Here is a 23,689-nt window from a genome sequence, read left to right on the forward strand (position 1 = left end):
CAGTGGCGTCGATCGGTGACACCCGCCGGGGGGCTCCTGGGACGCCGCTCTCATCCGCCGTCCTTCGCCGACTGGCAAAGTTCGTTCTTCGGTCCGCAGCTCCCCTGGTCGGACGGGGGCAGATAGGTCCCGCCCGGGTTCGGCCCGGGCGCGCCGCCGCCGGCCGGCGGCGGGACGGAGTCGCCGGCACCCCAGCGGACGTACCCGATCTCCCGGCCCTCGCCGATGATCATGCCATTCGGGCCGACCGCCAGGGCGTTCGCCGCGGTTCGCAGCACCACCAGTTCCCGCCCGGTGCGCGGGTCGACCGCGATCAGCCGGGACGGCTTCTCCTCGGCGATCACCGCCGCGTACGGGGTGAGCGCCGCGCCGCTCTTCCCGCCGGCCGGCCGGGTCCACCCGGTCCGGTCCACGGACAGCTCCCGTCCGAGGATCGTCCGCTTGTCGGCGCTGCGCACCAGCGCGTACCGGTCGTCGACCGCGAGCAGCCTCTCCCCGTCCGCGCCGACGTGGAGCAGCCGGCCGTCGTACCCGTCGATCACCGCCTCGCGGCCGTCCGGGGCGACCCCGATGAGCACGTTCCGGGCGCCCTGCGGGTCCTGGCGCTGCACGCAGCCGGCGTAGTCGGCGGTCCGCAGGTTCACCCCGGCCCGCCGCCACACCTCCCGACCGGTGGCCGGGTCGACGGCGGAAATGACGAAGTTGCAGGTCCCGTCGCGTGAGGTGGCGGCGATCCGGAGCAACCGACCACCGATCACCGCGAGCCGCTCGTCCCGGCCCGGCTGGACGTTCTGCAGCACCCGGCCGGTCGCGGTGTCCACCACGTGCACCCGCCCGTCCACCGGGAAGCCGAGCAGCGGCGGGACCTCCTCAGGCCCGGCCACCCCGCCGTCGATGCGCGGAGCGCCCAACCGCCGGGTGCCGAGCAGCTCCGGGTTGTCGGCGAGCATCCCGCTGTGCACCCCGGGCAGGAACGCCGTCCACAGCGGCTGGGTGCCGCGCGGCTCGAAGGCCCGCAGCGTGCAGTCGGTGGCCGCCACGCAGCGGACGTCGAGCAGCAGGTCCCGGTAGGTCCAGACCGCCACCGCCCGGTCGTCGCTGCGGCGTACCGCGCCGGTGGTCGGGTCGAGCACCTCGTACCCCTTGACCAGGAGCTTGCCCACGGCGACGACCGGGTCCCGGTCGCCGCCCGCGACCGCCGCCCAGTCGGCCTTGTGCTCCCAGAGCTGGGTGCCGGTGGCCAGGCTGCGCGCCTCGACCCGGGTACGCTGCTCGACGATCACGGTGTCGCCGGCGATGGTGGCGCTCTTCGGGGTGCCGCCGACCCGCTGCTGCCAGACCACGTCCGGCTCGGAGATCGGCTCGCTCCGGTCGACCCAGTCCCACATGGTCGGGAAGGGATTCCACACGCCGGTCGCGGCGAGGATGACCACGGTGATGAGCCCCAGCAGCAACCAGCCGCGTACGCCAACGCCCTTCACACCGCACACGGTAGCGACGATCACCGCCGGGTCGGGCCCCTCGTGCGCGCGTGTCGCGCCGCTTCTTGCCGGCCGAGGTGTTAGGAGGGGCCCTCTCCTCTAGCGGAGGCGTCGGAAGGGGCCCTTCCTTTCACCGGGCTGCGGAGCGGACCAGGGGAAGGGTGCGGTAGGGGATCTGCTCGGCCAGGGCGATGATCGTGGAGGCGCGCCGGATCCCCTCGGAGCTGACGATCTGGTCGATCACCCGCTGGAGGTCGGTGTTCGACCGGGCCACGATGCGGCAGAGCAGGTCGCTGGAGCCAGTGATGGTGTGCGCCTCCAGCACCTCGGGGATGGCGGCCAGGTGCGCGGTGACCGGGTCGTGGCCGTGCCGCTGGCTGATCTCCAGGGTCACGAAGCTGGTGACCCCGAAGCCGATCGCGGCCGGCGAGATGTCCGGGCCGAAGCCGGCGATCACCCCCCGGTCGACCAGCTTGTCCAGCCGCGCCTGCACGGTGCCCCGGGCCACCCCGAGCCGGCGGGACAACTCCAGCACCCCGATCCGCGGCTCCTCGGCGAGCAACGTGAGCAGTCTGGCATCCAACTCGTCGAGCTGTACATCCTGTCCAGCGTTCATGGGGTTTCATGTTACCGAATGCACAACCTGACCAGCATTTCAGTCAACTGTTGCCCAACCATGTGGGGCGAAGCGATCCTCGCCAGATCAGCACACCAACGGCGGCCCACGAGGCCGGCCGGTACGCAAGGGAGGCCACCATGACCCAGGCGATCGACCGACCCGAGTCGACCGAGGAGGTCGACGTCGACGCCCTCGTCGGCGCCGTCGACCACGACATCACCCGGGACCCGTTCCCGGTCAAGGGCCTCGACCACGTGCACTTCCTGGTCGGCAACGCCAAGCAGGCCGCGCACTACTACTCCACCGCGTTCGGCATGACCTGCGTCGCGTACCGCGGTCCGGAGCAGGGCTACCGGGACCACGCCCAGTACGTGCTGACCAGCGGCTCGGCCCGGTTCGTGCTGACTGGTGTGGTCCGCCCGGACGCCGAGGGCGCCGAGCACGTGGCGAAGCACAGCGACGGCGTCTCCGACATCGCGCTCGAGGTGCCGGACGTCGACGCCGCGTACGCGCACGCCACCGCGCAGGGCGCGACCGGCCTGGTCGAGCCGCACGACGTCACCGACGAGCATGGCAGCGTCCGGCTGGCGGCCATCGCCGCGTACGGCGACACCCGGCACACCCTGGTCGACCGGTCCCGCTACACCGGCCCGTTCCTGCCCGGCTTCGTGGCCCGCGGGCCGATCGTGGACCGGCGGCCGATGATCGACGCGGGCATCCAGCCGAAGCGCTTCTTCCAGGCCGTCGACCACGTGGTCGGCAACGTGGAGCTCGGCAAGATGGACGAGTGGGTCGAGTTCTACAAGCGGGTCATGGGCTTCAGCAACATGGCCGAGTTCATCGGCGACGACATCGCCACCGACTACTCCGCCCTGATGAGCAAGGTGGTGGCGAGCGGCACCCGCAAGGTGAAGTTCCCGCTCAACGAACCGGCCGTCGCCCGTAAGAAGTCGCAGATCGACGAGTACCTGGAGTTCTACCAGGGTGCCGGGGCGCAGCACATCGCCGTCGCCACCAACGACATCCTGGCCAGCGTCGACGCGATGCGGGCCGCCGGCGTCGAGTTCCTGGACACCCCCGACTCGTACTACGACGACCCGGAGCTGCGCGCCCGGATCGGCCAGGTGCGAGTGCCGATCGAGGAGCTCAAGGCCCGCAAGATCCTGGTCGACCGGGACGAGGACGGCTACCTGCTGCAGATCTTCACCAAGCCGGTGCAGGACCGCCCGACCGTCTTCTTCGAGCTGATCGAGCGGCACGGCTCCCTCGGCTTCGGCAAGGGCAACTTCAAGGCCCTGTTCGAGGCGATCGAGCGGGAGCAGGAGAAGCGCGGCAACCTGTAACACTGTCGGCGTGACCCAGCCTCCCCCGAACATCCAGCCGCCGCCCGCCGGGCCCCCGCCCGCGGGCGGCGGCTTCGCGCCGCCCTCCGGGCCGTACCTGCCGCCCGCGCAGCACACCCCGCCCACGTACGCCGGCCAGCCGGGCTACCCGCCACCCCCACCGGGGTACGCCCCGTACCCGGGCTTCGTGCCGACGCCGCTGGCGCCGAACGGGCAGCCCCTCGCCAGCTTCGGCGACCGGCTGCTCGCCTGGCTGATCGACACCGGGGTGGCCACCCTGGTGTCGATGGTGATCTTCACGCCGGTCTTCTTCTGGATCTTCTTCCAGGCGGTCAGCGACCTGCCGCAGCCCGGTCCGGACGGGACCGTGGCCGGGCCCGACCCGTCGCTGATCTGGACCGACCTCTTTCTGCCGCTGCTGCTCGCCGAGCTCGGGCTGCTGCTGCTGATGTTCGGGCTCTACTGGATCTACCACGTCGAATACGCCCGCCGGACCGGGCAGACGCTCGGCAAGAAGGTGATGAAGCTGCGGATCGTGCCGGTCGACCCGAACGCCACGCTGACCCGGGGCATGCTCGGCAAGCGGTGGCTGGTGGAGTTCCTCGGCGGCTCGCTGGTGCCCTTCCTCAGCTACCTCGACGGGTTCTGGCAGCTCTGGGACAAGCCCTGGCAGCAGTGCCTGCACGACAAGTTCGCCGGCACGGTCGTCGTTAAGGTTGCTCCGTGAGCAAGTGCAGCGAGGCACGGCCGTGAGCGTGCAACCCGGCTGGTACGTCGACCCCGCCGACCCCGAGACCCGCCGGTACTGGGACGGCGAGGGGTGGATCGGCGCGCCCATCCCGGTCGACACCACCCCACCCGAGGGCCCGCCGCCGCCCGAACCGGCCCCCGCCGCCGCGCCGGCGCCCACCCCCCACCCGGGCGCGCCGGGTGGCTATCCGGGGCAGTCCGGTCCCGGGCCAGCCGCGGGACAGCCGGTCGGCGCGCCGTATCGGGGGCAACCGGGTGCCGGGCCGTACCCGGGGCAGCCGGTCGGCGGGCCGGGGCGGTGGCCGGGCCACCCGCCCGCGCCCGGCCAGCCGCCGGGCTGGCCGTACCCGTCGTGGCCGGCGCGGCCATCCCTGCCGCGCCCACACGGGCTGCCGCTCGCCTCGTACGGCGCCCGGCTGGTCGCCCGCCTCATCGACATCTTCGTGCTGTTCCTGCTCAACGTCGCGGTGAACGGCTGGTTCGTGTGGCGCCTCCTCGGTGAACTCGCTCCCCCTCTTCGGGAGGCCTGGCGGCGGGCCGAGACGGCTGACACCACCACGGCGCCGCTACCGCCCGCCGGTCAGCAGACCGACGCGCTGTGGCTCGCCATCGTGCTGATCGCCGCCGCGCTGTGGTTCGCCTACGAGGTGCCCTCGATGGCCGCCCGCGGGCAGACCTTCGGCAAACGGCTGGCCGGCATCCGGGCGGTGCCGGTCGAGGCCGACCAGCCGCTCGGCTTCAGCCGGGCCACCCGGCGGTGGAGCACCCTCGGCCTGCCCACCCTGCTCTGGTACTGCGCCGGCTTCGGCCTGCTGCTCCAGTTCATGGACGCCGTCTCCGTGCTCTTCGACCAGCCGCTGCGCCAGGCGCTGCACGACAAGCGGGCGCAGACCGTGGTGGTCCAGCTTCCCCGTACCAGGCCCGACACCCGTACCACCCCGCGCGACCGCGCCAACCCCCCGGGAGACACCCCATGACCGACACCGGACGTCACCAGCCTCCGCTGCGGCTCACCCGCGCCGACCTGGACGCGTTGCCCAACTACGTGCCCGGGCGCAGCCCCGCCGACCTGGCTCGCGAGCTGGGCCTGCCCGAGGCGATCAAGCTGGCCAGCAACGAGGTCCCCTACGGCCCGCTGCCGGGCGTGGTGGAGGCGGTCGCCGAGGCGGCGGCGGGCTCGCACCGCTACCCGGACATGGGCGTGGTGGCACTGCGCCAGGCCCTCGCCGAGCGCTACGACGTGGACGCCGACCGGATCGCCACCGGCTGCGGCTCGGTGGCGCTGGCCGAGCACCTGGTCCGGGCCACCTGCCTGCCCGGCGACGAGCTGCTCTACTCGTGGCGCTCGTTCGAGGCGTACCCGATCATCGCGGCGACCAGCGGCGCGACCAGCGTGCGGGTGCCGAACGACGCCGGCCACGGCCACGACCTGGCCTCGATGGCGGCGGCGGTGACCGATCGCACCCGGATGATCCTGGTCTGCAACCCGAACAACCCCACCGGCACCGCGGTCCGCAAGGCGGAGCTGGATCGGTTCCTCGACGCCGTGCCGGACGACGTGCTGGTGGTGATCGACGAGGCGTACCGGGAGTTCGTCACCGACCCGGAGGTGCCGGACGGCCTCAGCTACCTGGACCGCCCGAACGTGGCGGTGCTGCGCACCCTGTCCAAGGCGTGGGGGCTGGCCGGCCTGCGGATCGGCTGGCTGGTCGCCGAGCCGAGCGTGGCCGCCGCGGTGCGCAAGGTCGTCACGCCCTTCTCCACCAGCATGGCCGCCCAGGCCGGTGCGCTCGCCGCGCTGGCCCAGGCCGACGAGGTCGAGCGCCGCTGCGCGCTGGTCGTCGCCGAGCGGGACCGGGTCACCGAGGCGGTGCGCAAGTTCGTCCCGGACGTGCCGTCCAGCCAGGCCAACTTCGTCTGGCTGCCGCTCGGCGACCGGGCCGTCGACTTCGGCAAGGCGTGCGAGGCGCGCGGCGTGATCGTCCGGCCGTTCCCCGGCGACGGCGTCCGGGTCACGATCGGCACCCCGGCCGAGAACGACGCCTTCCTGGCCGCCGCCGAGGCCGCGCTCGCCTGACCCGCGCCGGCTGCTCGCCGCGACTCAGGTCGCGGCGAGCAGCACCGGCTCGGCCATCAGGAAGTACGCCTGGTCGTCATCGTCCGCCGTGGCCCGCTCCCGCACCCGCTCCACGGCCAGGTAGCCGCCCGCCGCGTACGCCCGGCCCGGCACCCAGCCGACGCCGTCGTGGCCGATGTTCATGGCGAACCGGGACCGCTCCGCGCCGGTGGCCGGGTCGAGGGTCACCAGGTCCCGCTGCTCGGTCAGCAGGTGCACGCGGCCGGGCTCGACCGCGATGATGCGTACCGGCCCGAGGTCGGCCCGCCGCCACAGCTCCTCACCGGTGCGGGCGGAGCGGCCGGTCACCACCCCCGTCGAGGTGCCGACCACCCGCTCGCCGTCGAGTTCGGCGTCCGCCCCGTCGAGCGCGGGCGCGGCCACCGGCTCGCCGGGGCCGACCAGCCAACCCCGCCCCATGCCGTCGCCCGGCCCGGAGATGCGCAGCCCCCGGCAGCCGGAATGCCCGCTCCGGCAGCCCACCGGGGTCACCACCAGTTCGTCCGGGCTGCCCGGGGGACGCCAGCGGGTGCGAACCGCGCCGGTCGCCGCGTCCCGGAACTCGACCGTCTCCGGGCCGTCACAGGCGTCCAACCCGAGCACCTCACCGGTGGCGGTGGTGCCCGCGGCACCGATGCAGCCCCGCTCCCGGTCGACCCGCCAGAGCCGGCGGCCGTCGGCCAGGTCGTACCCGTCGAGCTGCCCGGCGCCAGCGGCGACCAGCACGGCCCGGCCGTCGGCTCGGGCGACGTGCAGCCCGGCCGGGTCCCAGACCGTCGAGGCGTAGGTCCGGCGTGGCTTCGGCACCTCCGCCGGCTCCGGCCGGTCGGCCCGCCAGGCGACCCGCCCGGTACGCGCGTCCAGCGCCACGAGCACCCCGTCGGACCAACTGCTGACCACGGTGGTGCCGTCGGCGAGCACCCCGTCGAGCGTCGCCGGCCAGCGCCGGTAGGACCAGAACGGGGTCACCCGGTGCTTCCCGTCGACCGGCTGGTCGGCGTACACCTGGCGGCTGCCGACGTAGACGCGGAGCCGGCCGTCGATGACCAGCGGCGCCACCGGCAGCCGACCGATCACGCCGACCGGCGGGGTGGCCACCGGTGGGTACGCGCTTCGGGCGGTCGTGCTGACCTCTGCCGGCGCGAGCACCCGGTGGACCACGGCGGCCGCCGCCGCGACGGCGAGCACCGCCGCGAGCGCCACCACGATCCGCCGCCCTTCGGGCAACCTCATGCCGCACCTCCGCCCGGCACCCTACCCACCGGCAACTCCAGGTCGCAGCGCGGCGCCAGACGCGCCGAGCTGGAGTTGCCGGAGGCGGGCCCTCGGTCGCAGCGCGGCGCCAGACGCGCCGAGCTGGGAGTTGCCGGCGGCGGCTCCCGGACCGGTCAGGTGGCGCCGGGTCGGGTCAGGCGGCCTCGGCGGAGCGGCGGGGCCCGGCGGCCAGGGCCAGGTCGGCGAGGTCGCGCCGGAGGGCGCCCTCGACCGCCCGGGCGGCGAGGCCGCCGAAGATCAGGGCGAGCATCCGGCCGTACGCGGCGGTCGGCACCGCCTCCTGCTCGACGGTGACCTCGGTGCGGCCGCGCCGTCGGCGCTCGACCGTCCGCAGCGTCCAGGTGATCCGGTAGTCCACCCCGGCTCCCCGCGAGCTGAGCACCAGCCGGGCCGGGGCGACCGCCTCGACCACGACGAACTCTTCCGGCTCCGCGGTGCCGTCGGGCCGGACCCGGGTCTCGCACCAGACGGTGCCGGGACCGAACTCGCCGGAGGTGAGCACGTCGACCGCGCCGACGGCGGAGAGCCAGCCGGCCCGCGCGGGGAGATCGGTGAGGAGCCGCCAGACGTCGACGTCCTGCGCTTCGATGAACTCGCTGACCGTCACCGTCGACATGGCACCTCCCGTGTTGTCCACGGTACGGCGCGTGAACGGGAAACGGGGAGTCTCCGGTGACAATTCCGCCACCGATGCCAAGAGCGGGGCACCGGAGAGTGAGAAAGGCGACTCAGCGGGCCGGGAGGATCGTCCCGGTGACCTCGCCGAGGGCGATCGTGATGCCGTCCGGACCGGGGGCGGTGGCGGTGATGGTGACCGTGTCACCGTCCTCCAGGAAGGTCCGGGTGCCGCCGTCGGCGAACTTGACCGGCTCGGCCCCGCCCCAGGTCAGTTCGAGGAACGAGCCGACCTGGCCGCGCTCGGGCCCGGAGACCGTGCCGGAGGCGTAGAGGTCGCCGGTGCGCAGCGACGCGCCGTTGACCGTGAGGTGGGCCAACTGCTGGGCCGGCGTCCAGTACATGGTGGCGAAGGGCGGCTCGGCGACCCGCTCGCCGTTCCACTCCACCGAGAGGGCGAGATCCAGCCCCAGGTGCGGGGTGTCCCGCAGGTAGTCCTGCACCGGCGGGTCCTGGTCCGGAGCGGGCACGAAGGCGTCGGCCAGCGCGTCCAGCGGAGTGACCCAGGCCGAGACGGAGGTGGCGAAGGACTTGCCCAGGAACGGGCCGAGCGGCTGGTACTCCCAGGCCTGGATGTCCCGGGCGGACCAGTCGTTGACCAGCACCACGCCGAAGACGTGGTCGGCGAAGTCCTCGACCGCGACCCGGTCGCCGAGCCGACTCGGCAGGCCGACCACGAAGCCGACCTCGGCCTCGATGTCCAACCGTACGGAGGCGCCGGTGGTCGGACCCTGCGCGGTGGCCCGCTGCCCGGTGGGGCGGACCACCGGGGTGCCGGAGACCACCACCGTGCCGGCCCGGCCGTGGTAGCCGATCGGCACGTGCTTCCAGTTCGGCAGCAGCGGCGGCTGGCCGGGGCGGAAGATCTGCCCGACGTTGCCGGCGTGGTGCTCGGACGAGTAGAAGTCGACGTAGTCGGCCACCTCGAACGGGAGCAGCAGCTCCACCTCGCGCAGCGGCACCAGCAGCGGCTCCACCGCCGGCCGGTGCGCGGAGTCGGTGAGCAGCTCGGTGACCCGCTGCCGGACGGCGGTCCACTGCGGGCGGCCGAGTGCCATGAAGTCGTTGAGGGTGGGCCGGCCCAGCGCCCCGCCGGCCAGCACCAGGTCGGCGTGCTCCGCGCCGGCCAGGTCCAGCACGAACTCGCCGATGCGTACGCCGATCCGCGGCTCGCGGTCGCCGTGCCGGAACACCCCGTACGGCAGGTTGGTCACTCCGTACGGCGAACCGTCGGCACCCGTCACCCAGCTCATGCCGCCACTCCGCTTCGCTCCGTGCCGCCATGAGGCACCACCGCACTGAACCTGCTGATTCGCTCGCTGCTCTCGCTCATTCCTCAACGCCCCCGTTCACCAGCCCCAGCCGGATCAGATCGGTCAGTGGTTCCTCGATGCTGCACGAGCCGTACCCGACCCAGAGTGGGCGCTCGTCGTCGCGGCGCGCCCGGACCCGCTCGACCACGCGTATCGGGTCGGTGGCGGCGAGCAGCTCGGCCACGGCGTCCACCTCGACGCCCTCGGTGGCGGCGAGGGTCGCGGCGAGCACGTTGACGAAGCCGTGGTGGGTGAAGCCGGTCTCCGGGTCCCGGTGGCGGATCGCGTGGTGCAGCCCGGCGGTCAGCTTGAACGGCAGCTCCCGGTCCCGGCAGGCGCAGATCACGGCGGCCAGCTCGACCGGGGTGGGGAACAGCTCGGCGGCCAGCCCGCCGGTGCGGAACTTGGCGGCCACCGGCAGCCCGCCGGCCCGCGCGTCGGCGACGACGTCCAGGGCGCCCATCAGCCCGAAGGTCAGCGGGATCTCCGCGTAGACGGGGGTGCCGCCCAGCCGCTCGGTGAGCTTCACCAGCTCGGCCAGGCCGGGCTGCGGGTCCTCGCCGCGCTTGGCGACCGGCGCCTCGACCTGCCGGGCGGTCACCCCGTCGGGGGACAGGAACGACAGCGCGACGGGCAGCCGGTCGAGGCCGGTGTCGCCGATCAGCCCGATGACGAAGCCCTCGGCGGGGTCGACCAGGCCGCTCAGCTCGCCGGCCGTGATCACCGAGGCGGGCAGCAGCAGCGGGCCGACCAGGTCGGCGTACCAGGCGGCGCGGTGTCGGCGGTGGGCGGTCACCGCGTCCGGCAGCGGCGCGCTGCCGGGCGGGAAGACCGCGGCGTCGTCGACCAGACCGGCGAAGAGGCGGGGCACCTGCGTTGACACGAGACAAGAATCTACGGGACGCTACAAGGAACGGACAACAGCGTCCGATTATCGGACGTCACCGGCCGGAGAACGGGACATATCGGGAGGCGAGATGCCGTACTACCGCAGCGTCGGCGAGGTGCCCCGCAAGCGCCACACCCAGTTCCGTCAGCCCGACGGCACCCTCTACGCCGAGGAGCTGGTCGGCCAGGAGGGCTTCTCCTCCGACTCCTCGCTGCTCTACCACCGCCACCCGCCGACCGCGATCGTGGCCGCCGAGGAGTTCACCCCACCCGCCGTCACCCGGGTGCCGAACCTGCCGCTGAAGCCGCGGCACCTGCGGACCCACAAGCTCGATGGGACCGGCGCCGACCCGGTGCTCGGCCGGCAGTACCTGCTCGCCAACGACGACGTCCGGATCGCGTACGTGCTGGCCGACCGGCCGTCCCCACTGTTCCGGGACGCCACCGGCGACCACTGCCTCTACCTGGAGTCCGGATCGCTGCACGTCGAATCGCCCTTCGGCGTGCTGGAGGCGGTGGCCGGCGACTACGTCATCATCCCCACCTCGACCATCCACCGCCTCGTGCCGACCGGCCACCAGCCGACCCGGCTGCTCGCCATCGAGGCGGCCGGGCACGTCGGCCCGCCCAAGCGCTACCTCTCGGTGCGCGGGCAGTTCCTGGAGCACTCGCCGTACTGCGAGCGGGACGTCCGGGGACCGGACACGCCGCTGCTGGTCGACGGCGAGGACGTCGAGGTGCTGGTCCGGCACCGCCGGGGCTGGACCCGCTACACGTACGCCCACCACCCCTTCGACGTGGTCGGCTGGGACGGGCACATGTACCCGTGGGCGTTCTCCATCCACGACTTCGAGCCGATCACCGGCCGGGTGCACCAGCCGCCGCCCGTGCACCAGACCTTCCAGGGCCCGAACTTCGTGGTCTGCTCGTTCGTGCCGCGCAAGGTCGACTACCACCCGGACGCCATCCCGGTGCCGTACAACCACCACAACGTCGACTCCGACGAGATGCTCTTCTACACCGGCGGCAACTACGAGGCCCGGCGCGGTTCCGGCATCGAGCAGGGCTCGATCTCGCTGCACCCGTCCGGCTTCACCCACGGCCCGCAGCCGGGCGCGGCCGAGCGTTCGATCGGGGTGGACTTCTTCGACGAGCTCGCGGTCATGGTGGACACCTTCCGCCCGCTCGACCTCTGCGACGCCGCGTCGGCCTGCGAGGACGACGCGTACGCCTGGACCTGGGCGCGCCGGGGCTGACCGACCGTACGTCGAAGGGGCCGCGTCCGTCGGACGCGGCCCCTTCGCGGATGGCGGGTCAGAGCGTCGCGGCGTCGATGACGAAGCGGTAGCGCACGTCCGACGCGAGCACCCGCTCGTACGCCTCATTGATCTTCTCGGCGGGGATGACCTCGATCTCGGCGCCGAGGCCGTGCTCGGCGCAGAAGTCGAGCATCTCCTGGGTCTCGGCGATGCCGCCGATCATCGAGCCGGCGAAGGACCGGCGGGCCGGGATCAGCGAGAACGCGTGCACCGACAGCGGGTCCTCCGGCGCACCGACGTTGACCAGCGTCCCGTCCACCGCCAGCAGCCGCAGGTACGCGTCCAGGTCGATCTTCGCGCTCACCGTGTTGACGATGAGGTCGAACGACCCGGCCAGCTTGGTGAAGGTCTCCTGGTCGGCGGTGGCGTGGTAGTGGTCGGCGCCCAGCCGCAGCCCGTCCTCCTGCTTCTTCAGCGACTGCGACAGGACGGTGACCTCGGCGCCCATGGCGTGGGCGAGCTTGACGGCCATGTGGCCGAGCCCGCCGAGACCGACGACCGCCACCCTGCTGCCCGGGCCCACGCCCCAGTGCCGCAGCGGGGAGTAGGTGGTGATGCCCGCACAGAGCAGCGGCGCGGCGACGTCCAGCCCGAGACCGTCCGGGATCCGCAGGACGAAGTCCTCGGTCACCACGATGGCCTGCGAGTAGCCGCCCTGGGTCGGCTGCCCGTCGGCGCCGACCCCGCCGTACGTCCCGATATTGCCCTTCAGGCAGTACTGCTCCAGGCCCTTGCGGCAGTTGTCGCACTCCCGGCAGGAGTCGACCATGCAGCCGACGCCCACCCGGTCGCCGACGGCGAACTTCGTGACCTCGGCGCCGACCTCCCGCACCACGCCGGCGATCTCGTGGCCGACCACGATCGGGTACGTGGTCGGACCCCATTCGCTGCGTGCGGTGTGGATGTCGGAGTGGCAGATGCCGGAGTAGCTGATGTCGATGAGGACGTCGTGCGGCCCGAGGTCGCGTCGCTCGATGGTCGTCGGAGCGAGCGGTTCGGTCGCGGACGTCGCCGCGTAGGCGTTGACGGTGAGCACGGTTCTCCGCTTCCTGCAGACATTGGGGATGCCGGTGCCAGCGGCAGCCGCCGACAGGCAACCGCACCGGCAGGGGCAACCTTCCGCCGCAACTACTGCTACCCCCAAGCCACCCCCACCCACACGTAGCCTGGATCACTCAAGAGAAGATCAACAACCCCGTCGGGCAGGGTCAGCGCCGGGCGAGCACCGCGAACTCGGCGACCATCGCCACCGCCACCGAAAAGACCACCGGCCACGGCCCGCCGACCAGCGCGTAGAGCACCAGCAGCATCGGGGCCACGGCCACCGCGTACATCGCCAGCGCCAGGCTGTGGTCGGCCCGGAGCAGCCCGGGGAGGATCGTCCCGAACAGGCCCGGCACCCGGGCCGCGTAGCGCCAGACCACCAGCGCCCCACCGACGGCCGCCAGGAAGGCGACGACCCGGGACAGGCCCGGCGCGGACGGGCCCAGGAACGCGACCAGCACCGCGGCGACCAGGCACCAGCCGGCGCCGTACAGGACCAGCCGCCGCAGGCCGTCGGAGATGGTCCGGCCGGCGTCGCTGCGCGCCGGGTCCATCGCGGCCGCCTCGGTCAGATGCTCCAGGGCCTCGGCGTAGCGCCGCTGCTCCAGCCGGAGCACGCCCATGTCGTGCCGCGCCCCGGCCAACTGCGGGTCCAGCCGCAGCGCCTCCCGGTAGGCCCGCTCGGCCAGGTCGAACAGCTCCAGCCGGGCGGAGACGAGACCGAGCACCAGGTGCGCCTGCGGCTCCTCCGGCGCCAGCTCGACGCCCCGCCAGGCGGCGTCGAGCGCCTGCTGCCCGTTCCGCGAGCCGGACAGGATCGCGGCGGCGCTGCGCTGGGCGTACGGGTCGGTGGGCCCGAGCGCCAGAATCCCGTCCGCGGTGCTCGCGGCGGCCTTCCACCGGCCCAGGTCGACCAGTGCGAACCCGCGCGCCACCAGCGGCGGTACGGCGGTCGGGGCGGCGGCCACGGCCGCCTCGGCGGCGCTGAGCGCCGCAGCCGACCGGTCGGTGGCGATGTGCATCCGGGCCAGCATGGTCAACGCCTCGGCGTGGCCCGGATCGGTCGCGATCAGCGAGCTGAGCTCGCCGACGGCCTCGTCGTACCGGCCCAGCTCGGCGAGGAGCTGGGCGCGCTGGAGGTAACCGTCGGCGGCGGACTGGTCGGAGGCGGCGTCACTCGACATCCCGGCGAGCGTAGCCGCCCCCGCCCCAGCCTGCCGACCAGCGGCGACCGGGACCGACAACGCGGTCAGGCGCTCCGGCAGGTCGTCCCGGTGGCCCGGCTGCCGCAGGTGCCGAGGCTGCACCACCGGCGCAGGCCGCTCTCGTCGAGGAAGAGCCAGCCGCAGTGCTCGTCGGGGCAGGCCCGGACGGTGAGCCGGCGCGGATCGGCGAGCAGTTGGGCGGCGCTCCACGCGGCGGCGTGCAGGGGCAACCGGAGCCCGGCGGTCAGGTCCGGCGACCAGCGTCCCCGGCCGTCGACCTCCGGCCGGAACATCAGGGTCGGCGCGGCGGCCTCCGCAGCGCGGGCGACCGCGTCGAACGCCCGCCGGTTCGCCGGGTCGACCAGGCAGGCGTAGAGGTCGGCGCGGAGGGTACGGGCCTCGGTGAGCACGGCGTCGGCCTCGCCCGGGTCGCGCCGGGCCAGGTGCAGCAGTCGGCTCACCGAGACCTCGTCGGCCAGCCCGACGTGACCGCTCCACACGGCCAGGGTGCGGTAACCACGCAGCCATTCCGCGCCCGGGAGCCGGGCCTCCAGGCCCCAACCGGCGAAGGTGTTGCAGAAGTCGAGCGCGGCGTGGCCGCCCACGCTCCACGGCAGACTCTCGTCGCGGACCCGCACCTCGTACATCGGCCGGCCGGTCCGGTCGAGCCGGTCGTCGCCGTCGAGGATCCGGCGGTGCACCTCGCGCAGTCGCGGTCCCGGCTCGATGCCGAGGTCCGTCATCAGCAGCTCCCGGGTGGTGCGATAGAGCCGCAGAGCGTCGGCCCGCCGGGAACCCAGGTAGAGGGCAGTCATCAGGATGGCGACGAGCTGTTCCCGGGTCGGGTGCCGGGCCACCAGCGGCGCCAGTTCGGTGATTGCCCGGTGGTGCTGGCTCAGGGCGAGCCGGGCCTCCGCCCGCAGCTCGACGCCGACCAGCCACAGCTCCTCGATCGGGCCTTGCAACCGTTCCCGCAGCTCGTCGTCGGCGCTGTCGGCGAGCAGCGGACCCCGCCACAGGGTCAGCGCGCGGTCGAGCAACCGCACCCGGTCGGCCGGATCGACGGCGTCGCCCGCCTGCCGGACAAGCCCCGCGAACTCCACCACGTCGACCTGGTGCCCGTCCGCCTCAACGAGGTAACCGTCGCCCCGGGTGCTGATCCGCACCCCGTAGGGCGTCAGCGACGCCCGGAGCCGACCGACGTACGTGTGCACCGCGCCCCGGGCCGAGGCGGGCGGCGAGCCGTGCCACAGCAGGTCGATCAGGCGGTCGGTGCTGACCAGTCGACCCGGCTCGAGCAGCAGCACGCCGAGCAGGGAGCGCTCCTGACGCCGGCTGCCGACCTCGACGGCCTGGCCGTCGTCGCGGGCCTCGAACGGTCCGAGCAGGTGGAAGTCCATACCAACTGGACCATCTGCCCCACGTCTCAGGTTGTCAGGTTCCGGTGATCCGGTGGTGTGGCCGGCTCCGGGCGAGGGTCCCGGGCGACGCCCGCGCGAGCCAGTCGCGCCGGGTCGCGCGGTGAGCGGATGGTGAGCGGGCCCGGTGACGCTGGTCCGGTCCGATCACGGAAGCACAGATGGAGTGAACATGCGTTTCATGAGGAACCTCGGAGTGGCGCTGGCCGCGGCGGCCCTCGTCGCTACTGTTCCGGCCCCGGCGTCCGCGGCGAGCGGCGACATCGCCCCGGGAGTGTGGGAGCCAGCCCCGCAGTCGCCCTTCGAGCTGCCCGCCGGGGCCCGCTGCGACTTCGCCGTGAAGGTGGAGCCGATCGTGGACGAGGTGCGGAAGCTGACGCTGTCGACATACCCGGACGGGTCCCCGAAGCGGGAGCTGTACGAGGGTGACCTGATCGACCGGGTGACGAACCTGGAGACCGGCGCGACCTCGACGGCCGACGCGAGCGGCACCGCCATGATCGACTACGGCACCGACGGTTCGATGACCTGGTACGTGACCGGTCCGGTGCTGATCGGGTTCAAAGAAAACGGCGGTTCCCTGCCCAAGGGGCTGTGGATCATCGACGGCCAGTTCGTCATCCAGTTCAGCGCGACCGGCCAGAAGACCCTGACCATGCTGCACGGCACCACGCACAACGTCTGCACCGACGTGGACTGACCACGAGGGCTTTCCGGGCTCCGGGAGCGGCCGTCCACGGCGCCCCCGGAGGCCGGGAGGCGCAAGCCGCGTCAGTCGGTCGGCGCCTCGTACACCAGGGCCACCGCGATGCCGGTCAGTCCCTCACCGCGCCCGGTGAAGCCGAGCCCGTCGGTGGTGGCGGCGGAGACCGTGACCGGGGCACCCACCGCCGCGGAGAGCACCTGCTGCGCCTCCTCCCGGCGCGGACCGATCTTGGGCCGGTTGCCGATCACCTGGACCGACACGTTGCCGATCCGGAAGCCGGCCGCCCGGACCCGCCGGGCGCTCTCGGTGAGCAGCGCCACCCCGGAGGCACCCGCCCACTCCGGCTGGTCGACGCCGAAGTTGGCACCCAGGTCGCCCAGGCCGGCGGCGGAGAGCAGGGCGTTGCAGGCGGCGTGCGCCGCCACGTCGGCGTCCGAGTGGCCGGCGAGGCCGTCCTGGTCCGGCCAGTGCAGACCGGCGACCCAGCAGGGCCGGCCGGCCTCGAAGGCGTGCACGTCAGTGCCGATGGCCACCCGAGGAACGATCATGAACCGAGGGTACGCGTCAGGCCCCGGCCGCCAGCAGGTGCTCGGCGAGGGCCAGGTCGAACGGCCGGGTGATCTTCAGGGCGAACTCCGAGCCGGGTACGCAGAACACCGGCACGCCCTGCTTCTCGACCAGGCCGGCGTCGTCGGTCAGCGGATCCCCCGCCGCCGCGTGCGCGACGGTCAGCACCGACCGACGAAAGCCCTGCGGGGTCTGGACCGCCCGGAGGGCGGAGCGGTCGACCGTGCCGAGGACCCGCTCGCCGGCGTCGACCTCCTTGATCGTGTCGACCACCGGAAGGACCGGGATCACCGCGTCGTGCCCGGAGCGAACCGCCTCGGCGACGGATTCGACCAGCTCGGGCGGGGTGAGCGCGCGGGCTGCATCGTGCACCAGGACGATCTCCGGCCCGGCCGGGACGGCGGCCAGTGCGGCGGCCACCGATGCCTGGCGCTCCGCCCCGCCAACCACCACGGTCACCGGGGCGACCGGTGCGAGCATCACCCGGACCGCCTCGACGTCGGCCGCCGGGGCGGCCACCACGACGGTGTGCACCGACGGCGCCGCCGCGATCCGGCGTACGGCGTGCACCAGCAACGGCTCGCCGGCGAGCGGCCGGAGCGCCTTGGGCGCGCCGGGGCCGAGGCGTACGCCGGCACCGGCCGCAGGAACAAGGACCGCGACGTCACCGCGCGGATTGAGCTGCGCGGTCACGTCGCGGTCCTCGGATTTCTTTGCTACGGGGTGGGTACGACGATGCTGTGGAACTCAGGCCTCGGTCAGCACCTTGTCGAGCAGCGTCTCCGCCTCGTCCTTGGTGCTCTTCTCGGCCAGCGCGACCTCGCCGACGAGAATGTCGCGTGCCTTGGCGAGCATGCGCTTCTCGCCCGCGGACAGACCCCGCTCCCGCTCCCGACGCCACAGGTCGCGAACGACCTCGGCGACCTTCAGCGGGTTACCGGAGGCCAGCTTCTCCAGATTCGCCTTGTAACGCCGCGACCAGTTGGTCGGCTCCTCGGTGTGCGGAGCACGGAGCACGTCGAAGACCTTGCCCAGGCCCTCTTCGCCGACCACCTCGCGCACACCCACGATCTCGGCGTTCTCAGCGGGCACCCGGACCGTCAGGTCACCCTGCGCGACCCTCAGGACGAGGTACTGCTTTTCCTCACCCTTGATGACCCGAGTCTCGATTGCCTCGATGAGTGCGGCCCCGTGGTGGGGGTAAACAACGGTCTCGCCGACACTGAAAACCATAGGTTCGAAACCCCTTTCGCTGTGTCTAGGGTAACACGCTCAGGCACCGATGTCTCACCGCTGTCCTGATCGTTGGCGCAGCTCAGGGGCCCTGTGAGAGGTATTTCTTCGGCTTGACAGGCGGTCAAACCGATGGTTTCAACACGCTCCGTGACGATCGGATGACAACCCGATGCGGGTGATGGGAGCGTCGATATCTAGGGCGATGCGCTCCTTCCATGGTAGCCCTGGAATCCCGCGTGCGCCCAGGTGTGGCGGTACGCCGGCCGGTGCGGGACGCTTGACGTGGACGCGACGTCCGCTCGCCGAGACGGCTCCTGGGGGTCCGATGGGCATGCCTGACGCTGAAGGCCACGGGCCACCGGACGGGCTGCCCGACCTGCCACCGGAGTGGGGTCGGGTGGTCATCCCCGACGACGCCTCGGAACTCGCCGACGAGGCCCGCCAGGTCCGCCGTGAGCTGCGCCGCCTGCGCCGACGCTCCGGGTTGGCGCGGCCGGCTCGCTCGCACCCCCGGCCGGACGGCCGCCCGCCGCTCGGGCTGCCGGCGCTGGCCCTGGTGGTCTCGATGCTGATCACGGTCACCGGGCTGGCCGCGGTGACCTGGCCCCGGTCGATCCGCTCCGGGAGCACCCCCACCGTCGTCCCGTACCCGACGGCCGTCCCGAGCCCGGTGGGACCGTTGCCCGCGCTCGACCTGGTCGATGCCGGGAACTCCCCCGTGCCGCTGCGTGGCCTGCTGCCCGCGATGATCATCCTGGTCGACGTGTGCGCCTGCGCGGAGCGGGTGACCGAGGCGGCGGCCATCGCACCCCCGGGCGTCACCGTGGTCACCGTCACCGAGCGCCGTGAGGTCGACACCTCCCCGATCCCCGGGGTACGTGCCCTGGCCGACCCGGCCGGCGGCCTGCGGGCCTACCTCCACCTCGCCGGCCACCCCGGGCAGGCCACCGCCCTCCTGGTGGACCGGGAGGGCACCCTGGTCCGGGTGGTGCCCGAGCTGGGGCCGGTCGAGGCGTACCGGGACGACCTGGCGCAGCTGACCGCCTGATCCGCCGGCTCAGAACAGGGAGACGAGCCGGGCGTCCAGGTCGGCCTCGCCGTCGGTCACCGTGAACCGCGTCTGCAACGGCCCGCCACCGGCCGTGAGCGCCTGGGTCATCCGCGTCCCGGAACAGCCCGTCTCCAGCCCCGGGCCGTCCTCCTCGGAGCCCGACCAGACCACCCGCAGCGTGCCCGTCCCGGTGCAGCCGACGGTGAACAGGAAGCGCTCGCCGGCCGACGGGGTGACCTGCCGGACCAGTGGATCGTCGCCGGCGCCGAGATGGGACCGGTCCTCCCACACGGTGCGCCAGCTCAGCGTCTCGCCCGGAGCGGGATCCGTCCCGTCGAGAACCTCGCCCACCACCTGCCCGGTGCTCGGGTCGACCTGGAAGACCTGGGCCGCGAGCGGATCGGCGGGCTCGGCGGCCGACGGACCGGGCGGCGCGTCGACCGGGCCGGTGGCCGGGGCGGCCGCCCGCCACCACCAGCCGCCGGTGACCAGCGCCGCCACGGTCAACCCGGCCAGCATCGCGGTCCGTACCCGGTCGTCGATGCCCACGGCATGAGCGTATCGGCGGGGCGGTGGTGGCACGGTCCCGTCAGGCGGCGCGGTCGAGCAGGGCCGCGTAGAGGGTCAGGCCCGGTCCGAAGGCGAGCATCACGATCCGCTCCGGCGGCCACGCGGCCCGGCGCAGCCGGTCGAGGATCAGCAGCACCGTCGGGGACGAGCAGTTGCCGTGCTCGTCCAGGGTGGCCCGGGACGCCGCGAGGGCCTCCGGCGGCAGGGCCAGCTCGCGTTCCACCACGTTGAGGATGCGTGGGCCGCCCGGGTGCACCGCCCAGCCGTCCACCTCGGGGATCGTCCGGCCGTGCCGGGCCAGCAGATCGTCGACCAGGCCCCGGACGTGGCGCGAGAGCACCTGGGGGACCTTCGGCGACAGTCCCATCCGGAAGCCGGTGTCGGTGACGTCCCAGGTCATGTGGTCGGCCGTGGAGGTGTCGGTGACCGAGGTGACCTCGCGCAGCGCGTACCCCGCGCCGCCGGGGGCGACCACGGCGGCGACCGCGGCGTCCGAGAAGAGCGCGTGCGAGACGATCTGCTGGGTGTCCACCCGGGCCCCGGCCGGCTGGATGTGCAGGCTGGTCAGCTCCGCGCAGAGCAGCAGCGCCGGGCGGCCCCGGGCGGTGACGAAGTCGCTCGCCGCGCCGAGCCCGGGCAGCGCCGCGTAGCAGCCCATGTGGCCGACGAACATGCGCTGCGTGTCGGGGGCCATGCCCAGGTCCCGGGCGAGCAGGATGTCCAGCCCCGGGGTGGCGTACCCGGTGCAGGAGCAGACCACGAAGAGCCCGATGTCGCCCGCGTCCAGGCCGGCGGCGGTCAGCGCCCGACTCACCGCCTCCTTGCCGAGCGGCAACGCCTCGACCTGATAGCGGCGCATCCGGCGTTCCGTAGGCCACTCCGAGACGTCCTCCAGCAGCGGGTTCACCGCCGCGTGGCGGCGGGACACCCCGGAGTTGGCGAAGATGCGCTCGGCCAGGGCCCGGGTGGTCCCGGAGAAGTGCTTCGCGAAGAAGCCCGTCCAGAGCTCGTCCTGCGCGGCGGCCGGCGGCTGCGCCGTACCCAGGCCCGCGATCACCGGCACAGCCATGTCCCCCACCTCTCGGTCGTGATCCACCACTCCCTCACCAACGATCGCCGCCCGTTCGCGACTGCGCGATCCGCAATCCGGTTCACTCACCAACGGGGAGCCGAGCCGTCGCGGTCCGGGTCACCCCCGAGCGCGGCGACGCCGAGCCAGTCGGCGCAGACGTCCGAGGTGGCCGGGTGCAGCGAGCCGCACCGGGCGTCCCGGTAGAGCCGCTCCAGCGGGTGGCCCCGGCGGGTGGCCGAGGTGCCGGCGGCCTCCAGCATGGACGCCGCGACGTCGGCGGCGGTGGTGCCGGCGAGCAGTTTGGCCCGCCACACCCAGCGGTTCGTCTCCGCGTCGCCCGGTGCCTCGTCGACCCGGCGGGCCGCCTCGGCCACCACCAGCTCGGCCGCCGCGACCGCCGCGTCCGCCCGGCCCAGCCGGGCCCGGACCGCCGGCAGACCGGCGAGGTTCCGCGCGTTCAGGTGCTCGGCGGCGGCGTCGACCGCCGCCCGGGCGACCCCCACGTAGACGGCGGCGTAGCTGGCCACCAGCCAGTGCGGCATGAGCTGGGCAACCACCAGGGCCAGCCCCTCCACCCCACCGAGCAGCCGGTCGGCCGGGACGGTCACGTCCAGGTGCAGGTCGTGCGAGGCGGTGGCGCGCATGCCGAGCGAGTCCCAGGTGGGCTCGACGGTGATCCCCGCCCCGGCGGGCACGAGAAACTGGGAGACCACCGACTGGTCGGTGGCGCTGCGGGCCGCCACCAGGTAGCCGTCCGGGTGCCCGGCGCCGGAGCAGAAGGTCTTGGCGCCCTTGATGTGCCAGCCGCCCTCGACCGGCTCGTAGACGGTGCTGAGCTGGGACAGCCGGGCGCCGGCGCCGCGTTCGCTCATGGCCACCGCGTACCAGGCGCCCTCGGCCGCCGCGTGGAGCAGCCGGTCGCGGGCGGCCAGCGCCTCCCCCGGTACGCCGAGCGCCTCGGCCAGCTCCTCGGTGACCGCGCCCAGCGCCCCGGTGACCGAGGCGTGCATGTTGAACACCAGGGCGGTCGCGCCGTTGCCCCGGGCCAGTTCGGTGGCGACGGCCGTGTACTCGGCGAAGGTCGCCCCGGCCCCGCCCAGTTCCCGGGGCACCATCAGCCCGAAGAGTCCGGCCTGCCGCAGGTCGGCGAAGTCGTCGACCGGGAAGGAGCCGTCCCGGTCATGGTCCGCCGCGCGGGCGGCCAGTCGCGGCGCCAACCGGCGGGCCGCCTCCAGCGCGTGCACAGTCATGTTGCCCCCTTCTCGGCGTCCCCTGTACCCCGGCCGGCCCCGGCTACCCGCCCCGGATCCCGTGGCCCTGATAGAGCACGGCGGTGGACCAGGTCGGCACCATCCGCGGCCCCGTCCCCGCCGGACGGTCGGCGGCGCGCCTCCGGCGCAGCAGCCAGGCCAGGGTGCCGACCAGCGCCGGGCGGATCCCGCGCAGCCGCAGGTGGACGCCGTGCCGGGCGCATTCGGCGACCAGGGCGCGGGCGTCCACGAACAACCGTGGATCGTGGATCCCGCGCGGCACGGTGGGGAGCCGCTCGGCGATCTCCACCGCGACCAGCCGGGCCAGCACGGTGTCGTTGAGGGTGTCCAGCACCAGCAGGCCGCCGGGCCGCAGCAGCCGGCACGCCTCGGCGACCGCGCGTCGCCAGTCCGGTACGTGCTCCAGCAGCTCGCCGGCGGACACCACGTCGGCGCAGCCGTCCGCGAGCGGGACCGCGGTGGCGTCGGCGTTGACCACCGCCACGCCGTGCGGGACGGCCTGGTCGAGGGCGGACCGGGTGAGGTCCACTCCGACGTGCCGGTAGCCCTTGCCGGCCAGGTGCGGGGCGAGCAGCCCGGCGCCACAGCCGAGGTCGACCAGCAGGGCGTCCCTCCTGGACGCCGGTGGGACCAGCGCGGCGCGGGCCCGGGCCAGCCAGTGCAGCATCGCGAACGCGCCGTCCGGTCGCCACCACTCGCCGGCCAGGTCGTCGTACTGGCGGGGATCGTTGGGCGGCAGCTCCCGGGGTGGGGTGGGCACCGGGGCCGCGTCGCGCATGCACCGAGCGTGGCACGACTCCCGGGTAACAACCAGACTTCCCTTATGTCGTCGTCGGTGTTAGGGCTGGTCAAGGCGAGCCATCCGGAGCCGACCGCCGCGGTCACCGCGGTGGCCGGGCTGCTGGCGTGGGGGGTCGGGCACCGTCCGGCCGGGATCGTCGCCGTGCTGCTGGCCGTGCTGGCCAGCCAACTCGCCGTGGGCTGGAGCAACGACCTGATCGACGCCGACCGCGACGCCACGGTCGGGCGTACCGACAAACCGCTGGTCAGCGGCGGGATCCGACGGCGGACGCTTGCCCGCGCCGCCGCCGCGGCCGCCGTCGCCACCCCGTTGGTCGCGCTGACCACCGGTGCCAAGGCGGCGCTCTGCCTCACCCTCGGGCTGGTCTCGGCGCTGCTCTACAACTGGCCGCTGAAGTCGACCTCGGCCTCGGTGCTGCCGTACGCGTTCTCGTTCGGCTCGTTGCCGGCCTTCGTGGTGCTGGCCCTGCCCGGGGCCCCCGTCCCGCCGGTCTGGCTGGTGGCCGCCGCCGCCTGCCTCGGTGCCGGGGCGCACTTCGCCAACGTCCTGCCCGACCTGGCCGACGACGCCCGGACCGGAGTGCGCGGGCTGCCGCACCGGCTCGGGCCGGCGGGCAGCCGGGCGGCCGCCGCCGGGCTGCTCCTCGCGGCCACCGTCGCCCTGGTCGTCGGGCCGCCCGGGCCACCGTCGTGGATGGGGCTGTCGGCGGTCGCCGCCGCCGTCCTGGTGCCGGCCCTCGGCTGGTACGCGGGCCGCGCCGTGGCCGGGTCCGGCGGCCGGCCGGTGGCCGCCTTCCGGGCGGTCATGCTGGTGGCGCTCATCGATGTGGTCCTGCTGGTGGCGAGCGGCCGGGTGGTGTGACCGGTCCCCGGGACGGTGGCATTCCCGGGTCGGCGTGCGGCCCTCGATCAGCTCCAACTACCCTGGAGCGCGGTCTGCGCGGGTATGGCCACCCCGTGTCCGGCGTC

At 73.7% G+C, this 23,689-nt stretch carries 24 protein-coding genes; 8 read left to right on the plus strand and 16 right to left on the minus strand.

Going from position 1 to position 23,689, the window contains the following annotated elements:
* Positions 1–50: 50 nt before the first annotated feature.
* Both ACFYOS_RS27355 and ACFYOS_RS27360 read right to left on the minus strand, forming a co-directional pair.
* A complete protein-coding gene (locus ACFYOS_RS27355) occupies positions 51–1,439 on the minus strand; it encodes a PQQ-binding-like beta-propeller repeat protein (protein ID WP_387147617.1) in 1,389 nt (462 codons plus the stop codon).
* A 172-nt stretch (positions 1,440–1,611) separates the two neighbouring features.
* Entirely contained in the window at positions 1,612–2,097 is a 486-nt protein-coding gene (locus ACFYOS_RS27360; RefSeq protein WP_387147495.1) for an Lrp/AsnC family transcriptional regulator, read from the minus strand.
* Between the two features lie 140 nt (positions 2,098–2,237).
* On the opposite strand from ACFYOS_RS27360, the gene hppD reads away from it, so the two are divergent.
* The 4 genes from hppD to hisC are packed head-to-tail and all read left to right on the plus strand — an operon-like array spanning position 2,238 to position 6,270.
* The gene (gene hppD / locus ACFYOS_RS27365) at positions 2,238–3,443 is read left to right on the plus strand and encodes a 4-hydroxyphenylpyruvate dioxygenase (RefSeq protein WP_387147498.1); all 1,206 of its coding nucleotides are present in this window, start codon (positions 2,238–2,240) and stop codon (positions 3,441–3,443) included.
* Between the two features lie 10 nt (positions 3,444–3,453).
* Positions 3,454–4,170 (plus strand): RDD family protein, encoded by a 717-nt coding sequence (locus tag ACFYOS_RS27370; RefSeq protein WP_387147501.1) that lies wholly within the window; start codon positions 3,454–3,456, stop codon positions 4,168–4,170.
* A gap of 22 nt (positions 4,171–4,192) precedes the next feature.
* Positions 4,193–5,170 (plus strand): RDD family protein, encoded by a 978-nt coding sequence (locus tag ACFYOS_RS27375; protein WP_387147503.1) that lies wholly within the window; start codon positions 4,193–4,195, stop codon positions 5,168–5,170.
* On the plus strand, positions 5,167–6,270 hold the full coding sequence (gene hisC, locus ACFYOS_RS27380) for a histidinol-phosphate transaminase (RefSeq protein ID WP_387147506.1): 1,104 nt from the start codon (positions 5,167–5,169) through the stop codon (positions 6,268–6,270). Before ACFYOS_RS27375 ends, hisC begins: the two co-directional genes overlap by 4 nt.
* 24 nt (positions 6,271–6,294) lie before the next feature.
* Here the strand turns inward: hisC and ACFYOS_RS27385 are convergent, their stop codons facing one another.
* From ACFYOS_RS27385 to ACFYOS_RS27400, 4 genes are all read right to left on the minus strand, one after another.
* Positions 6,295–7,542 carry a PQQ-binding-like beta-propeller repeat protein gene (locus ACFYOS_RS27385; protein ID WP_387147508.1) on the minus strand — a complete coding sequence of 416 codons (1,248 nt, stop codon included), beginning with the start codon at positions 7,540–7,542 and terminating at the stop codon, positions 6,295–6,297.
* 175 nt (positions 7,543–7,717) lie between these two features.
* A complete protein-coding gene (locus ACFYOS_RS27390) occupies positions 7,718–8,200 on the minus strand; it encodes an SRPBCC domain-containing protein (RefSeq protein WP_387147511.1) in 483 nt (160 codons plus the stop codon).
* Between the two features lie 112 nt (positions 8,201–8,312).
* Positions 8,313–9,512, minus strand: coding sequence for a fumarylacetoacetase (gene fahA, locus ACFYOS_RS27395; protein ID WP_387147514.1), 1,200 nt, complete (start codon positions 9,510–9,512; stop codon positions 8,313–8,315).
* Positions 9,513–9,588: 76 nt separating this feature from the next.
* On the minus strand, positions 9,589–10,455 hold the full coding sequence (locus ACFYOS_RS27400) for a hypothetical protein (protein ID WP_387147517.1): 867 nt from the start codon (positions 10,453–10,455) through the stop codon (positions 9,589–9,591).
* Between the two features lie 94 nt (positions 10,456–10,549).
* Here ACFYOS_RS27400 and ACFYOS_RS27405 point away from each other — a divergent pair, with 94 nt between their 5' ends.
* Positions 10,550–11,716, plus strand: a complete 1,167-nt coding sequence (locus ACFYOS_RS27405) for a homogentisate 1,2-dioxygenase (RefSeq protein WP_387147520.1) — start codon at positions 10,550–10,552, stop codon at positions 11,714–11,716.
* A gap of 58 nt (positions 11,717–11,774) precedes the next feature.
* Here ACFYOS_RS27405 and ACFYOS_RS27410 read toward each other — a convergent pair whose 3' ends face one another.
* From ACFYOS_RS27410 to ACFYOS_RS27420, 3 genes are all read right to left on the minus strand, one after another.
* Positions 11,775–12,815 carry an NAD(P)-dependent alcohol dehydrogenase gene (locus ACFYOS_RS27410; protein ID WP_387147523.1) on the minus strand — a complete coding sequence of 347 codons (1,041 nt, stop codon included), beginning with the start codon at positions 12,813–12,815 and terminating at the stop codon, positions 11,775–11,777.
* 172 nt (positions 12,816–12,987) lie between these two features.
* Entirely contained in the window at positions 12,988–14,007 is a 1,020-nt protein-coding gene (locus tag ACFYOS_RS27415; RefSeq protein WP_387147526.1) for a tetratricopeptide repeat protein, read from the minus strand.
* Positions 14,008–14,072: 65 nt separating this feature from the next.
* Positions 14,073–15,428, minus strand: coding sequence for a BTAD domain-containing putative transcriptional regulator (locus ACFYOS_RS27420; RefSeq protein ID WP_387147529.1), 1,356 nt, complete (start codon positions 15,426–15,428; stop codon positions 14,073–14,075).
* A 199-nt stretch (positions 15,429–15,627) separates the two neighbouring features.
* Between ACFYOS_RS27420 and ACFYOS_RS27425 the strand changes: the two genes are divergently transcribed.
* Positions 15,628–16,146, plus strand: a complete 519-nt coding sequence (locus ACFYOS_RS27425) for a hypothetical protein (protein WP_387147531.1) — start codon at positions 15,628–15,630, stop codon at positions 16,144–16,146.
* Positions 16,147–16,217: 71 nt separating this feature from the next.
* Here the strand turns inward: ACFYOS_RS27425 and ispF are convergent, their stop codons facing one another.
* The 3 genes from ispF to ACFYOS_RS27440 are packed head-to-tail and all read right to left on the minus strand — an operon-like array spanning position 16,218 to position 17,952.
* Positions 16,218–16,700 (minus strand): 2-C-methyl-D-erythritol 2,4-cyclodiphosphate synthase, encoded by a 483-nt coding sequence (gene ispF / locus ACFYOS_RS27430; protein ID WP_387147534.1) that lies wholly within the window; start codon positions 16,698–16,700, stop codon positions 16,218–16,220.
* 16 nt (positions 16,701–16,716) lie between these two features.
* Complete coding sequence (gene ispD / locus ACFYOS_RS27435; protein WP_387147537.1) at positions 16,717–17,412, minus strand: 2-C-methyl-D-erythritol 4-phosphate cytidylyltransferase; 696 nt, start codon at positions 17,410–17,412, stop codon at positions 16,717–16,719.
* Positions 17,413–17,466: 54 nt separating this feature from the next.
* Positions 17,467–17,952: a CarD family transcriptional regulator gene (locus tag ACFYOS_RS27440; RefSeq protein WP_012015454.1), complete on the minus strand. Its 486-nt coding sequence runs from the start codon at positions 17,950–17,952 to the stop codon at positions 17,467–17,469.
* A gap of 328 nt (positions 17,953–18,280) precedes the next feature.
* Between ACFYOS_RS27440 and ACFYOS_RS27445 the strand changes: the two genes are divergently transcribed.
* Positions 18,281–19,003 carry a hypothetical protein gene (locus ACFYOS_RS27445; RefSeq protein WP_387147540.1) on the plus strand — a complete coding sequence of 241 codons (723 nt, stop codon included), beginning with the start codon at positions 18,281–18,283 and terminating at the stop codon, positions 19,001–19,003.
* Between the two features lie 9 nt (positions 19,004–19,012).
* On the opposite strand, the gene ACFYOS_RS27450 is transcribed toward ACFYOS_RS27445, so the two are convergent.
* The 4 genes from ACFYOS_RS27450 to ACFYOS_RS27465 all read right to left on the minus strand — a co-directional run bounded on the left by ACFYOS_RS27450 (position 19,013) and on the right by ACFYOS_RS27465 (position 22,697).
* Positions 19,013–19,555 carry a hypothetical protein gene (locus ACFYOS_RS27450; RefSeq protein ID WP_387147543.1) on the minus strand — a complete coding sequence of 181 codons (543 nt, stop codon included), beginning with the start codon at positions 19,553–19,555 and terminating at the stop codon, positions 19,013–19,015.
* A 40-nt stretch (positions 19,556–19,595) separates the two neighbouring features.
* Positions 19,596–20,645 (minus strand): type III polyketide synthase, encoded by a 1,050-nt coding sequence (locus ACFYOS_RS27455; protein ID WP_387147546.1) that lies wholly within the window; start codon positions 20,643–20,645, stop codon positions 19,596–19,598.
* 86 nt (positions 20,646–20,731) lie between these two features.
* Positions 20,732–21,898, minus strand: coding sequence for an acyl-CoA dehydrogenase family protein (locus ACFYOS_RS27460; RefSeq protein WP_387147549.1), 1,167 nt, complete (start codon positions 21,896–21,898; stop codon positions 20,732–20,734).
* 43 nt (positions 21,899–21,941) lie between these two features.
* A complete protein-coding gene (locus ACFYOS_RS27465; RefSeq protein WP_387147552.1) occupies positions 21,942–22,697 on the minus strand; it encodes a methyltransferase domain-containing protein in 756 nt (251 codons plus the stop codon).
* Positions 22,698–22,742: 45 nt separating this feature from the next.
* On the opposite strand from ACFYOS_RS27465, the gene ACFYOS_RS27470 reads away from it, so the two are divergent.
* Positions 22,743–23,582 (plus strand): UbiA family prenyltransferase, encoded by an 840-nt coding sequence (locus ACFYOS_RS27470; protein ID WP_387147555.1) that lies wholly within the window; start codon positions 22,743–22,745, stop codon positions 23,580–23,582.
* Positions 23,583–23,689 lie beyond the last annotated feature (107 nt).

The organism is Micromonospora sp. NPDC005806, assembly GCF_042871425.1.
Taxonomy (GTDB): Bacteria; Actinomycetota; Actinomycetes; order Mycobacteriales; family Micromonosporaceae; genus Micromonospora.